The following is a 13901-nucleotide window of genomic DNA, read 5'->3' on the forward strand; positions in this document are numbered from 1 at the left end:
CGGTGCAGCGGTCGGTGCCGCCTCCTCGATCGCCCAAGGCGGCGGCTCGAAGGCCGAGGCATCGCCGCGATGTTCGAGAAACTTCAGCCCCACCTGCGGGAACATGGCGTAGATCAGCACATCGTCGACCTCGGCCTTGGCGAGCGGGATGTCGCGTTCCTTGGCGATCTCCGCAAGCTCCGTGCCCAGACGCTTCATCTCCGGGGCCAGATCATCGGCCGGACGCCCGCTGATCGGTGTCTCGCCGTCCTTGAGCACGCGTGCGCGCAGATCGGCGTTGACGGGCGCGGGCGTCGCGCCATAGGCGCCGCGCAGCACGCCGGCGGTCTCGTTGGTGATGCTCTTGTAGCGCTCGCCCATGAGCACGTTGAGCACGGCCTGACTGCCGACGATCTGCGAGGTCGGCGTCACCAGCGGGAGGAAGCCAAGATCCTCGCGCACCCGTGGGATCTCGGCGAGCACCTCGTCCATGCGCTCGGCGGCGCCCTGCTCGCGCAACTGATTCTCCATGTTGGTGAGCATGCCGCCCGGCACCTGGGCGACCAGGATGCGCGAATCGACGCCCTTGAGCGAGCCCTCGAAGCGCGCGTACTTCTTGCGCACCGCGCGGAAGTAGGCGGCGATCTCCTCGAGCAACAGCAGATCCAGCCCGGTATCGCGCGGCGTGCCATCGAGGATCGCGACCAGCGACTCGGACGGCGAATGGCCGTAGGTCATGCTCATCGACGAGATCGCGGTGTCGACCACGTCGACACCGGCCTCGGCGGCCTTGATGTAGGTCGCGGTACTCATGCCGGTGGTGGCATGGCAATGCAGCGCGATCGGCACCGTGCAGTGCTGTTTCAGGCGGCTGATCAAGGCCTCGCAGACATAGGGCCGCAGAAGACCGGCCATGTCCTTGATACAGATCGAGTGGCAGCCAAGGTCTTCGAGCCGCCGGCCCATATCGACCCAGTAATCGAGGTCGTGGACCGGACTGACGGTGTACGACATGGTGCCCTGCGCATGGGCATCGGTCGCGAGCGCGGCGCGAATCGCCTGCTCGAGATTGCGCAGATCGTTCATCGCGTCGAAGATGCGAAACACATCGATGCCGTTCTTGGCCGCACGCTCGACGAAGGTCGTCACCACATCGTCGGCATAGTGCCGATAGCCGAGCAGATTCTGACCGCGCAGCAGCATCTGCTGGCGCGTGTTCGGCATCGCTGCCTTCAATTGGCGCAGGCGCTCCCAAGGATCCTCGCCGAGATAGCGGATGCAGGCATCGAAGGTTGCCCCACCCCAGGTCTCCAGCGACCAGTAGCCGACCTGATCGAGCTTGGGCGCGATCGGCAGCATATCCTCGAGTCGCATCCGCGTCGCCAACAACGATTGGTGGGCATCGCGCAGCACGAGATCGGTAATGCCAAGAGGTGTCGGTTCGCTCATGGGCCTCTGTTCCAGGTTGGATTCGACGTCAAGACCCTGCTGATCCTAGATCACGCGAAGGTCATGACAGGACAGGTTGGACGCCGGCGTCACGGCCGCCAGCGCGCTCGATAGCGGGTCACGGCCGCCGTGATCACCGCGATCAACTCCGCGTCCGCCATCTGCCCCGTCACCGGCCCGGTGACCGGCGCCATCGGCGTCGACAGCGGCGTTTGCGCATCCAGCGGGGACATGCGATGCGCCAGCCAGGACATGACCCGGAGCAACAGAACGAGCAACAGCAGGAAACTGAAGACAGTCCCCATGCCGATCACCATCAAAATGAGGCTTTCTGTAAGCAGTTCGGTCTCGAGCATCGATGCGCTCCGCTAGGGAAACGACCAGGCCGTCGGCAGCCGGGCTAGAGGGCCGCTGCCGGGCGCCGCGGCGGTCGCGTTCAATCGTCGAAGGGATCGCGAATCATCAGGGTTTGGGCGCGATCGGGCCCGGTCGAGACGAGATCGATCGGCACGCCACCGAGTTCGGACAAGGTCTTCAGATAGGCCTGGGCCTCCTTCGGCAAGGCGTCGAGCGACTCGGCGCCGACCGTCGAGGTCTGCCAGCCGGGCAGATCGATATAGCGCGGGGTGCAGCGTTCGAGTTCATCGGCGGTGATGGGCGGCGCCTCCAGCTCCCGGCCGTCAAGCTCGTAGGCGACGCAGATCCGCAGCCGTTCCATGCCGTCGAGCACGTCGAGCTTGGTGATGCAGAGCCCGGAGACACTATTGACGATGAAGGCCCGCCGCAGCGCCACCATGTCGAGCCAACCGCAGCGGCGCTTGCGCCCGGTGGTGGCGCCGAACTCGTGCCCGCGCGCGCCGAGCCGCTCACCGTCGGCATCGTTCAGCTCGGTCGGGAAGGGACCGCCGCCGACGCGGGTGGTGTAGGCCTTGACGATGCCGAGCACATAGTCCAGGTCGAGCGGACCGACGCCGCTGCCGCTGGCGGCGCCACCGGCGGTGGTGGTCGACGAGGTCACATAGGGATAGGTGCCGTGATCGATATCCAGCAGCGACCCTTGCGCGCCCTCGAACAACAGGTTGGCCCCGGCGGCGCGCAGGCGCACCAGCTCGCCGCTGACATCGGTCATCAACGCCAAGAGCGGCTCGCGTTGGCTCAGGACCTCGTCCAGGCTGCGCTGGAAATCGACCGGCTGCGTCGCGAATTGCTGCTGTAGCACGAAATTATGCTGCTCCAGCACCTCGCGCAGGCGCTCCTCGAAGTGCGCGCTATCGACCAGCTCGCCGAGGCGGATCCCGCGGCGCGCGATCTTGTCCTCGTAGGCCGGACCGATGCCGCGCCCGGTGGTGCCGATGGCCTTGTTGCCGCGCGCCTTCTCGCGCGCGGCGTCGAGCGCGATGTGATGCGGCAGGATCAGCGCACAGGCGGGACTGATGCCGATGCGCTCGCGCGCCGGGATACCGCGTTGCTCGAGCATCCCGAGTTCGCTGAGCAACGCTTCGGGCGAGAGCACCACGCCATTGCCGATCAGGCAGCGCACCCCCGGATGCAGAATCCCCGAGGGAATCAGGTGCAGGATGGTCTGCTCGCCATCGATGACCAACGTGTGGCCGGCATTATGGCCGCCCTGGAAACGCACCACCGCATCGGCGCGTTCGGTCAACAGATCGACGACCTTGCCCTTGCCTTCGTCACCCCACTGGGTGCCGATCACGACGACGTTCTTACCCATGAATGCTCTGTTCTCCTCAGCGGGACCGCATCAAGGGGCCGTGTCCGGCACCAGTTGCCAGACGCCATCGACCCGAGCCAGTCGCTCGCAACAATTGTAGTCAGCCGGCACACCGGGCTGACCAGGCAGCTCGTGGAGCACCTGGCGACCCGCTGCGCGTAAATCGTCAACCGCCTGCTGGAGGGCAGGATCAGGATCCCAAGGCACGAGCACCGCGCCCGCGCCGGCCGCCTCGTCGGCGGCGCGGGCCGAGAGCGCAATCAAGCCCTTGAGATCGGAGCTGAAGCCCACCGCAGGCCGGGCACGGCCGAAGACCTGACCGATATCGTCATAGCGGCCACCGCGCGCGATTTCCAAACCCCAGCCCGGCGCGAAGGCGGCGAAGACCACGCCGGTCTTGTAGGTGTAACCGCGCAGCTCGGCCAGATCGAAATGGACCGGCAGTTGCGGCAGCCAGTGCGCCAGCTCATCGGCCACCGCCTTGAGCCGATCGAGCGCCTTGAGCACCCCCGCGTCGGCCGCGCGCAAAGCCGTACTGGCCTGCGTCAACGCGTCCTCGCCATTGAGTTCGACGAGCGACAGCAGCATGCCACCGACGGCGCCGGCGACCCCGGTCTCGGCAATAATCGCCTCGATCTCGGCGCTGGCCTTACGCTGCAACGCGTCGAACAGGCGCAGCTCGTCGGCGCGGGTCAGGCCCGCCTGCTGGATCAGCCCGCGATAGATGCCGACATGACCGAGATCCAGGTGCGGAGACTCGATGCCGGCGGTCTCCAGGGTCCGAACCAGCAGGCGCAGCACCTCGACATCGCTCGCCGGGCCATCGTGGCCGTAGATCTCGGCGCCGATCTGCAGCGGGCTGCGGGTGCCGGCGAAACCGTCGGTGCGCGTGTGCAGGACCGTGCCCAGATAGCAGAGCCGGGTCGGGATCTCGCGGCGCAGATGGTGCGCATCGATGCGCGCGACCTGCGGGGTCATATCAGCGCGCACCCCGAGCATTCGCCCGCTCAGCTGATCGGTCAGCTTGAAGGTCTGCAAGTCCAAATCCCGGCCGGTGCCGGTCAGCAGGCTCTCCAGATAGTCGATGAAGGGCGGGATCACCAGCTCGTAGCCCCAGCCCCGATAGAGGTCGAGCAGACAGCGCCGCAGACGCTCCAGCTCGGCCGCCCGCGCGGGCAGCACCTCTTCGATGCCAGTCGGCAACAGCCAACGCTCGTCGTTCATGGGAGGAGGCTCAATTGACCAAGTAGAGGAGCGCGACGCCGCTGAGCATGCTCGCAAGCCCGGTCAGGCGAAGCTGGCGGGCATCCTGGGCGGCAACCTGCAACAACAGCCGGCGGAAACCATTGGGGGCGAGAAAGGGCAATAGCCCCTCGATGACGAGCATCAAGGATAGGGCCAGCAGCAAGGCATGCCACATGGATCAACCGGTGCGATCGCGGACGTCGTGAAAAAAAGCATTGCGCGATGATTGCAGAACCATGTCGAGCTGTCCATGCGGCGGATCAGATCGGAGGGCGATCGCAATGCCGATGGGCGGGCCAAAAACAAGGCCCAGCAGCTCGGCTGCCGGACCTGTCGATCGGCGTGCAAGAGGGATTCCGAGCTGGATTAAGGGCTCATCGTGCCCGGGAAGTCGACCGACTCGCCCAAGGCCGCCGCCGCCCCCGGGTCTTGGGAGTTGAAGAAGCGGAAGAACTCCGAATCCGGCGATAGCACCAAGGTACTGTCCTTCTGGGCGAAGGTCCGACGATAGGCATCTAGACTCCGATAGAAGGCGTAGAAGGTCGGGTTGCGCTCATAGGCCGCCGCGTAGATCTCCGCTGCCCGACCATCGCCCATGCCGCGGATCTCCTCGGCCTCACGATAGGCATCGGCAATGATCACCGTGCGCTGGCGATCGGCGTCGGCGCGAATACGCTCGGCGGCCTCGGCGCCCCTGGCGCGCAGATCGCGGGCGACGCGCTCGCGCTCGGCGCGCATGCGGTTATAGACCGATTCGCTGACCTCGGGCGGCAGGTCGATCTTCTTCACGCGCACGTCGAGCACCTCGATACCAAGCTCGGCGGCCTGGGTATCGCTGACCTTGGTCAGCGCCTTCATCAGCGCGATACGGTCCTCGGTGACCACCTCCTGAATGGTGCGCTTACCGAACTCATTGCGCAGCGCGGTGTTGACGCGCTCCGAGAGCAGGCGCTCGGCACGCGCGCTGTCACCGCCGGTGGAGCGGAAGAACTGGGCCGCGTTGTTGATCCGCCACTTGGTGTAGGAATCGACGATCACGTCCTTCTTCTCGATCGTCAAAAACCGCTGGGGCCGCGCGTCGAGCGTCTGAATACGCGCATCGAAGCGCATGATGTTGTTCAGCAGCGGCACCTTCGCATGCAGGCCGGGATCGTAGTCGCTGCGCACGATCTCGCCGAGGCGCAGCTTGATCGCCGTCTCCCACTGCTGCACGGTAAAGAGGGACGCGTAGACGAGCAGCACCAGCAGGGCGGCGGCGATCGGGAGCAGAATCTTCTTGGTGTCTTCCATCAGCGCGAACTCCGCTCGCGGGACACGTCACGCATCGGCAACGGCGTCGACCGCGAGCTGTCTTGTTTCGAACCGCTCGCATCGAGCATCGGGGTGCGCAGCGGGATCGTTGCCGGTTGCTTGCGCATGAGCTGATCCAATGGCAGATACATCAGGCTGTTGCCCTGCGGCACATCGATCAGCACCATGTTGCTGCCGGTCAGCACGGACTCGATCGTCTCCAGATAGAGCCGCTCGCGCGTGACCTCCGGCGCGTTCTCGTATTGGGCGCGAATCGCACTGAAGCGCGAGGTTTCACCCTCGGCCGAGGCGATGACCCGATCCCGATAGGCCTTGGCATCGGCAACGGCGCGTGCCGCCTCGCCACGTGCCTGCGGCAGGATCTCGTTGGCGTAGGCCTCGGCCTTGTTCTCCAGCCGCTCCTTGTCCTCGCGCGCCTTGATGGCGTCGTCAAAGGCGTCCTTGACCTGCTCCGGCGGTTTCGCCGGCTGCATGTTGACCGAGGTGACGATCAGCCCGGTCTTGTACTCGTCCATCAGGCTCTGCACGCCCTGCTGGATCATGTCGGCCACCGCGCCACGGCCCTCGGTGAGGATGAAGTCCAACTGGGCGCCGCCGATGGTCTTGCGCACCACGGTTTCGGTCGCGTCGCGCAGGGTCTTCATCGGCGCCTGATCCTGGAACAGGTAGTTCGCCGCGTCCTGGATGCGCGACTGCACCGTGAGTTCGACATCGACGATGTTCTCATCGCGGGTCAACATCGCGGCCTTGTGGCTGAACGAGGAGATCTCGTCCACATTGACGATCTCGACGCGTCCGATCGGCCAGGGCATGCGCCAATGCGGTCCCGAAGCCGTGGTCTTGACATAGGCGCCGAAGCGCAAGACGACCCCGCGCTCGGCCGGCTCGACGATATAGATGCCGGTCAGGAGCCAGGCGACGAGGAGACCGGCGCCGAGCACGCCGAGCAGGGTCAGGCTGAGGTCGCCGCCGCCGAACCCGCCACCGCCGCCACTCGGACCCTGACCCCCGAACAGGCCGCCGACCCGCTCCTGAAGCTTACGCACGATCTCGTCGAGATCAGGCGGCCCGCCCTGATTGCCAGGGCCGCCCTGGTTGTTACCCCAGGGGTCCCGGTTGCCACCTCCCGGTTCATTCCAGGCCATACTTGCTCCGATTACGCTCTGTGATGTCGTGACGCCGACGCGAGCCCACCCAGCGAGCGGCGAGTCCGCTGTCAGCCGACGATGGACGCCGCTGTCGTGAAAGTGCCATCCCCTCCTCGCTTATCAAGGAAAGGCGCTCAACCAAAACCGAGCATTGTACGTGGCCGCGGCCATCACCGACAACGCCCGCCGGTCGGCCGCCGTTGCACCGGCGCATCTCAGCCATCGGTACGATCCAAGACCGCATCCGCGGGCGCGCGTTCCGCTGCCGACACCGGCGCGCCGGCCTCGGGCTCGAGTCGGCAGCGCCGCCAGCGCGCATTGCCTTGCAGCGAGCGCTCGAGCTGCTGACGCGACAACTCGACATCCATGCGCCAACCGCCCTGGTCGGTCCCCGCATCTTGCAAGACCTGGGCATGCTCGAACAACCAGGCGCGGAGCGCGCCATCGGCGGGGCCGAGCAGCAGCGATGCGCGCACCAGCTCGCCGCGCAAGCGCTCGCTCAGGGCCTGCGTCAAAAGCTCCACGCCGGCACCGGTCTGCGCCGACATCCACACGCGCCAGACCTGCCCCTTGGCATCGCGATCCAGCCGCGGGGGTTGCTCCGCGAGCTGATCGATCTTGTTGTAGACCAGCAATTGCGGACAGTCTTGCACGCCGATCTCGGTCAACACCGTCTCCACGTCGCGCATGCGCCGCTCGCGCTCCGGCGAGGCGGCATCGATGACGTGCAACAGCAGTGCCGCTTCGCGCGTCTCCTGCAATGTCGAGCGAAAGGCGGCGACCAGCTCATGCGGCAGGCCGTTGATGAAGCCCACCGTATCGGCCAGGACCGCAGGCGGACCATTCGGCAGCGACAATCGGCGCAGCGTCGGGTCGAGGGTCGCAAAGAGCTGATCGGCCTGGAACACGCCGGCCGCGGTCAAGCGATTGAACAGGGTCGACTTGCCGGCGTTGGTATAGCCGACCAGCGAGATCGTCGGCACCTCGGCGCGATCCCGGGCGCGACGGCCCTGCTCGCGTTGGGTCTCGACATGGCCGAGGCGGTCGTTGAGCAATTCGATGCGCCGGGCCAACAGCCGGCGGTCGGTCTCGAGCTGGGTCTCGCCCGGTCCGCGCAGCCCGATGCCTCCCTTCTGCCGCTCCAGATGGGTCCAGCCGCGCACCAGTCGGGTCGACAGATGTCTGAGCTGCGCCAGTTCGACTTGCAGCTTACCGTCGGCCGAGCGCGCGCGCTGGGCGAAGATATCCAGGATCAGGCCACTGCGATCGACGACGCGGCAGGCGAGCAGGCGTTCCAGATTGCGCTCCTGAGCCGGACTCAGCGCATGATCGAAGATCACCAGTTCGGCCGCCGTGGCCGCGACCAGCGCGCGCAGCTCATCGGCCTTGCCCGAACCGATGAATAGCCGCGGGTCCGGCGCCTCGCGCGAGCCACCCAAGGTGCCGACGATCTCGGCCCCGGCCGCCTCGGCCAGGAGCCGAAACTCCTCGGCCGCGTCGCCGGCGTCGGCGGCCCCGCCCTGGCCCATCGCGATCCGAACCAGCAGCGAGCGCTCGCCGGCCTTTGGACGCTCAAACATGGCGCCTCCCGGCTCGGGGCCTCTCGTCGTGCAGAGGCCCCGCTTGGCGCCTGCCAGGGCCCCACCGCCCGCGCGCGGGCCGGTTGCGGGCAGGAATCGGCCAGTGCTGTGAAAAGCGCGGAATCAGCCTGCGTCCTCCTCGCCCGCGTCCTCTTGAGCCTGCGGCAGCTTGACGTTGCGGGTCGGTACCACGGTCGAGATCGCGTGCTTGTAGATCATCTGGCTGACGTTGTTCTTCAGCAGCACGACGAATTGGTCGAACGATTCGATCTGTCCTTGCAACTTGATCCCATTCACCAGAAAGATCGAGACGGGCACGCGTTCCTTGCGCAGGGCGTTCAGAAACGGATCTTGTAGACTCTGCCCCTTGGACATGGGCGCTTCTCCTTGTTGTTGTCACTGACCGGCGTCATCCCGGCGGCGCGTGAGATGAGGCCAGTAAAGCCATGGAAGATAGCACAGAGCCGAAGGACTGTGCTGTGCAGCCGATTGTTCCGACGTTGTCTCGACGGCCTTGCTGGACGGCCCTTCTGGGCGACCCTTCTGGACGGCCCTTGTGGGCGGCCTCCGATGGCGGTTTCGCGGTGTCGCCGCCAGCACGCACCGAGGACGATTCAACCGAGAAAGGCCTCGACCCGCGCCAGCGCCTCCTGTTCGACGCGCGCGCCATCCCAGAGCCAAGCGGCCTCTGGCTCCGCGCGCAGCCAGGTGTATTGACGCTTGGCCAACTGGCGAGTCGCGATCAACGCCCTCTCCCGCATCTCCTCCCGGCTCAGCTCGCCGCTGAGATAGGCCCAGAGCTGACGATAGCCCACCGACCGCAGCGCGGGAAGCTCGGCATGCAGGTCGCCGCGCGCATACAAACGGCGTCCCTCCTCCTCGAAACCGGCCGCCCACATGCCTTGCAGCCGCGCCGCGATGCGCCGATGCAGGATCGCCCGCTCGCCGGGCGAGCGCACCAGGATCAATACCCGATAAGGCAACGCGGAACCGCCATCGCGATGCCACAGCTCGCTCATCGGCCGCCCGCTGATCAGGAACACCTCGAGCGCCCGCTGCACGCGCTGCGGATCGTTGGGATGCACCTTGGCCGCGCTGGCCGGGTCCACCTCGGTAAGCCAGGCGTGCATCGCCGCCGCCCCTTCGCGCGCATGGCGCTCGGCGAGCGCCGCCCGGATCTCGGGGTGAGCGGCCGGCAGCGGCGAGAGGCCGCCGACGAGCGCGCGCCAGTAGAGCATGGTGCCACCGACCAACAATGGCACGCGTCCGGCGGCGGTGATCTCGGCCATGGCCGCCAGCGCATCCTCGCGGAAGCGCGCCGCCGAATAGGCCTCGCTCGGGTCGCAAATATCCACCAGCCGATGCGGCACGCGCGCGAGCACGCTCGGACTCGGCTTCGCGGTGCCGATATCCAGGCCGCGATAGACCAGCGCCGAATCGACGCTGATCAACTCGCAGGGCAAGTGCTCGGCCAGCGCCAGCGCCAGCTCGGTCTTGCCGGACGCGGTCGGGCCGGTGACGAAGAGCGCCGGCGGGCGGGCGATACTCATCAGCGCCCGCGCCAGAACAGGCGGTCCAGATCCTGATGCGAGAGCTTGATCCAGGTCGGACGGCCATGATTGCACTGATCGGCGCGCTCGGTGCGCTCCATCGTCCGCAGCAGCGCATTCATCTCCGGCAGGGTCAGCCGCCGGTTGGCCCGCACCGAGCCATGACAGGCCATGGTCGAGAGCACTTGGTTGATCTCGGTCTGCAGGCGCTCGCCGGTGCCCCCGGCGAGCAGATCGGCCAGCAGATCGCGCAGCAATTGCTCGGCATCGGTCTCCCCGAGGATCGCCGGGATCGCGCGCAGCCGCAGGCGTTGCGGGCCGGTGCGATCGACCTCGATCCCCAGATCGGCCAGCAGGGCCTGGCGTTCTTCGGCGAGATCGGCCTCGCGGGCCGAGACCGCGAGCGAGATCGGCACCAACAGCGGCTGTCGTTGCACATGGCCCTGGTTCCAACTCGCCTTCAGCCGCTCGTAACCGATACGCTCATGGGCCGCATGCATATCGACCAGGATCAGCCCGTCCTCGACCTGGGCCAGGATGAAGACCCCGTTCAATTGCCCGATCGCATAGCCGAGCGGCGGCGAAGTGGAGGCCTGGCCTGAGTCCCGACCCGAGTCCCGATCCGAGTCCCGATCCGAGTCCCCGCCGGGGGAAAGGTCTGGATCGAGGCAGTCGGCGCGCTGGTCCTGAGTGAATGCTTGCTCTTGGCTTTGGCCTTGCCTGGAACCCTCGGCCTCATTGGCGGCCGGCTTGGAAAGCCCGTTCGACAGCGGGCTGAAGGGTCGGCTCGACGAATCGCCCGACAGGGAATGGGTCTGTTGACGATGCAAGGCGCTTGCGATGCAAGCATCCGCAGGGGCGTCGGCATCTGGCATCTGCAAAGCCAAGGCCGCCGCATAGACGCTGCGACCATCCCTCACCCGCAAGGGCGGTCGAGGCTGGCGCCTAGCCGGTAAGCGAGACTGACCCGGGGCCAGCGCGCCATCGCCGGGTTCGGAGATACGCCTGCCTTCGGGAAACGCCGGCACTGCATGCTCGGTTTGGCGATAGTCTTGGGGTCGATCCTGGGCGCGAGCCAGTGCGTGACCTGGGGCGCGGCCCGGGGGATCGCTGGGGTCGCGAGCCGCGGAATGCCTCGGAGCTGCGCCCTCGGCAAGCCGCCGGTGCAGGCTGCGAAACAGGAAATCGTGCACCTGCCGGCCCTCGCGAAACCGCACCTCCTGCTTGGCCGGGTGGACGTTCACGTCGACTTGGCGCGGATCCAGCCGCAGATCGAGGACATAGGCCGGATGCCGCCCATGATGCAGCACGTCTTGAAACGCCTGCCGGACCGCGTGCGCGACCAGCTTGTCGCGCACCATGCGACCATTGACGAAGAAGAATTGCAGATCGGCCTGGCTGCGCGAGAACGCCGGTCGCGCCACCCAACCGCTCAGCGCCAGGCCCACCGCCTGCTCATCGATCCTCAGCGCCTGCTGCACGAAGGCCGCGCCGAGCAGGATCTCCAGGCGCTCGTCGCAGACACCCGCCGACAGCGACGCGGTCTCGGCCGGAGCCAGAGCCGGAGCCGCAGCGCGCAGATCGAACAACTCGCGGCCGTTATGCCGCACGCGAAAGGCGACATCGGCTCGCGCCAGCGCCATCCGCCGGATCAGCTGCTCGATATGCCCGAGTTCGGTGCGCTCGGTGCGCAGGAACTTACGCCGCGCCGGTACCCGATAGAACAGATCGCGGACCTCGACCGAGGTGCCAACCGGATGCGCCGCCGGTGCGGGAGCCGCGCGGGACTCCGAGCCATCGGCACGCAGCCGCCAGCCATGCTCGGCCCCGCGCTCGCGCGAGGTCAGTTCGAGCCGCGCCACCGATGCGATGCTCGGCAGTGCCTCGCCGCGAAAGCCGAAGCTGGCGACGGCCTCGAGATCCGCCAGGCTGCCGATCTTGCTGGTGGCATGGGGCGAGACCGCAAGGCGCAGATCCTCGCGCCCGATGCCGCTGCCATCGTCGCGCACCTGGATGCGCTTGATCCCGGCCTGCTCAAGCTCGATCGCGATCTCCCGAGCGCCGGCGTCGAGACTGTTCTCGAGCAATTCCTTGACCACCGAGGCCGGGCGCTCGATGACCTCGCCAGCGGCGATCTGATTGATGAGCAGCGGGGGTAAGGGGCGAATGCGTGACATGGGACGATGGAAGCAGAAACCCGGCGGCGCGGCAAGCCGTCTTGCTCGCCAGCTCACAGACTCGCCAGCGCCCTGTGCAGCGTCCGCCCGCGCGTGGACCCGGCCGGGTCCGGCGTTGAACGCTCAGCTGCCCGGAATGATCAGCACCTGACCCGAACGAATCTGGTCGCCCTGGAGTTGGTTGAGATCGCGCAGGACGCTCAGATTGACGTCGTGGTTGCGCGCGATTTCGGAGAGGGTGTCGCCGGAGCGGATGCGATACTGCTGCGCGCTCGCTGTTGCCGCCTTTGCCAGGGCGCTCGGCGTGGACTCGGCGAAATGCGTCCCGGGGGGCGGATATTCGCCAAAATACTCGACGATGCCCTCGAGGATCGCCGTCGCCAGCTGGTTCTGGTAGCTCGTCTCCCGCAGGCGTTTTTCCTCTTCTGGATTCGAGATGAAGGCGGTCTCGACCAGCATGGACGGGATATCCGGCGACTTGAGCACCGCGAAGCCGGCCTGCTGGATGCGTTGCTGATGGACCTCTCCGAGTCCTTGCAGCTTGGCCAAGACCTTGGCGGCAGCAACGCTGCTGAGTTCGATGGTGGCGTTCTGACTCATCTCGATCAGCACCGAGGCGAGCAGATCATCGCGCTGCTTGAGATCGACACCGCCGATGAGATCGGCGCGGTTCTCGCGCTCGGCGATCCACCGCGCGGCCTCGCTCGTGGCCCCGCCGGCCGAGAGGGTGAAGACCGAGGAACCGCGCACGCGCCGATCATGGAAGGCATCGGCATGAATCGAGACGAAGAGGTCGGCGCGGTGCTTGCGCGCGATCTCGATACGCTGCCGCAAGCTGATGAAGCGATCATCGTCGCGCACCATCACCGCGCGCATGCCAGGATGGGCATCGATGCGGGTGGCCAGCTTGCGCGCGATCACCAGGACGATGTCCTTCTCGCGCGTCCCGTTCGGCCCCACCGCGCCCGGGTCCTTGCCGCCGTGACCGGCATCGACGGCGATGATCAGATCGCGCCTCGCCGGAGGCGGCGCGGGCAGCGATGGCCGCGTGTCCGCCGCCTCGGTCTGCGGCGACAGGTCGATCACCAAGCGGTGGCCGTAATCCTGGTTCGGCGCCAACTCGAAGCTCTTCGCGCGCACCGGCTGCTTGAGGTCCAACACGATGCGCAGATCATCGCCGGCACGAATGCCACTGCGCAGACCGGCGACCATCCGATCCTCACCGGTCGGTTCCGGGAGCGCGCCCTCGAGGCGGGCACCGACCAGATCGACGACCAGCCGATCGGGATCGTCCAGCGCGAAGACCCTGTGCTCGATCGGCCCCGCCAGATCGACGACGAAGCGCGTGTATTCCGGTCCGCTCCACATGCGTGCGCCAGCGACACCGACCTGCCCGCCCAAGGTCGAGCAACTCAGGCCCGTCAGGAGGATCAAAAGACTGTAGCGAGCCAGCATCCAAAGCATGCGTGAGAGTTTAATCCATGGTCGCGGCCACCCCGTTCAGGTGGCATTGCCAACCCTTCAAGGATAGTCGCCACACAGATTTTTTCCAAGCCTGCACGACTGCTTGAAGCGGTTTCTTCACAGCCTGTCGAGCTTACTCAGGCATGCTGTCGCGCCGATGCAACGAGATTTCGAGCCTCTCGATCGGCTGGCGCCAACGCCGCCAGAAGCGGCGCCCACGCCGAACACGCGACGAGCGTGATCCGCCGGCAACCGCCGGCCGGCGG

General features: G+C 66.8%; 12 protein-coding genes. All 12 read right to left on the reverse strand.

Annotated features, from left to right (window positions below; translation table 11 throughout):
- The coding region (gene oadA / locus ACLFQI_RS06100; RefSeq protein WP_410757999.1) for a sodium-extruding oxaloacetate decarboxylase subunit alpha at positions 1 to 1428 on the reverse strand (1428 nt) is incomplete at its 3' end.
- A gap of 89 nt (positions 1429 to 1517) precedes the next feature.
- Positions 1518 to 1784: an OadG family protein gene (locus ACLFQI_RS06105; RefSeq protein ID WP_410758000.1), complete on the reverse strand. Its 267-nt coding sequence runs from the start codon at positions 1782 to 1784 to the stop codon at positions 1518 to 1520.
- A gap of 80 nt (positions 1785 to 1864) precedes the next feature.
- Positions 1865 to 3160, reverse strand: coding sequence for an adenylosuccinate synthase (locus tag ACLFQI_RS06110; protein WP_410758001.1), 1296 nt, complete (start codon positions 3158 to 3160; stop codon positions 1865 to 1867).
- 30 nt (positions 3161 to 3190) lie between these two features.
- Positions 3191 to 4384, reverse strand: coding sequence for an ATP phosphoribosyltransferase regulatory subunit (locus ACLFQI_RS06115; RefSeq protein WP_410758002.1), 1194 nt, complete (start codon positions 4382 to 4384; stop codon positions 3191 to 3193).
- Between the two features lie 10 nt (positions 4385 to 4394).
- Positions 4395 to 4580, reverse strand: coding sequence for a DUF2065 domain-containing protein (locus ACLFQI_RS06120; protein WP_410758003.1), 186 nt, complete (start codon positions 4578 to 4580; stop codon positions 4395 to 4397).
- 191 nt (positions 4581 to 4771) lie between these two features.
- The gene (gene hflC, locus ACLFQI_RS06125) at positions 4772 to 5695 is read right to left on the reverse strand and encodes a protease modulator HflC (protein WP_410758004.1); all 924 of its coding nucleotides are present in this window, start codon (positions 5693 to 5695) and stop codon (positions 4772 to 4774) included.
- On the reverse strand, positions 5695 to 6861 hold the full coding sequence (hflK, locus tag ACLFQI_RS06130; RefSeq protein ID WP_410758005.1) for an FtsH protease activity modulator HflK: 1167 nt from the start codon (positions 6859 to 6861) through the stop codon (positions 5695 to 5697). The genes hflC and hflK overlap by 1 nt, the downstream gene beginning before the upstream one ends.
- Before the next feature lie 218 nt (positions 6862 to 7079).
- Positions 7080 to 8444: a ribosome rescue GTPase HflX gene (hflX, locus tag ACLFQI_RS06135; protein WP_410758006.1), complete on the reverse strand. Its 1365-nt coding sequence runs from the start codon at positions 8442 to 8444 to the stop codon at positions 7080 to 7082.
- Positions 8445 to 8567: 123 nt separating this feature from the next.
- Positions 8568 to 8819 (reverse strand): RNA chaperone Hfq, encoded by a 252-nt coding sequence (hfq, locus tag ACLFQI_RS06140; RefSeq protein ID WP_410758007.1) that lies wholly within the window; start codon positions 8817 to 8819, stop codon positions 8568 to 8570.
- Between the two features lie 239 nt (positions 8820 to 9058).
- A complete protein-coding gene (gene miaA / locus ACLFQI_RS06145; protein ID WP_410758008.1) occupies positions 9059 to 9994 on the reverse strand; it encodes a tRNA (adenosine(37)-N6)-dimethylallyltransferase MiaA in 936 nt (311 codons plus the stop codon).
- Positions 9994 to 12171 carry a DNA mismatch repair endonuclease MutL gene (gene mutL, locus ACLFQI_RS06150; RefSeq protein WP_410758009.1) on the reverse strand — a complete coding sequence of 726 codons (2178 nt, stop codon included), beginning with the start codon at positions 12169 to 12171 and terminating at the stop codon, positions 9994 to 9996. Before mutL ends, miaA begins: the two co-directional genes overlap by 1 nt.
- Before the next feature lie 123 nt (positions 12172 to 12294).
- The gene (locus ACLFQI_RS06155) at positions 12295 to 13635 is read right to left on the reverse strand and encodes an N-acetylmuramoyl-L-alanine amidase (RefSeq protein ID WP_410758010.1); all 1341 of its coding nucleotides are present in this window, start codon (positions 13633 to 13635) and stop codon (positions 12295 to 12297) included.
- Positions 13636 to 13901 lie beyond the last annotated feature (266 nt).

It is taken from the genome of Halochromatium sp. (genome assembly GCF_046541315.1).
GTDB lineage: Bacteria > Pseudomonadota > Gammaproteobacteria > Chromatiales > Chromatiaceae > Lamprobacter.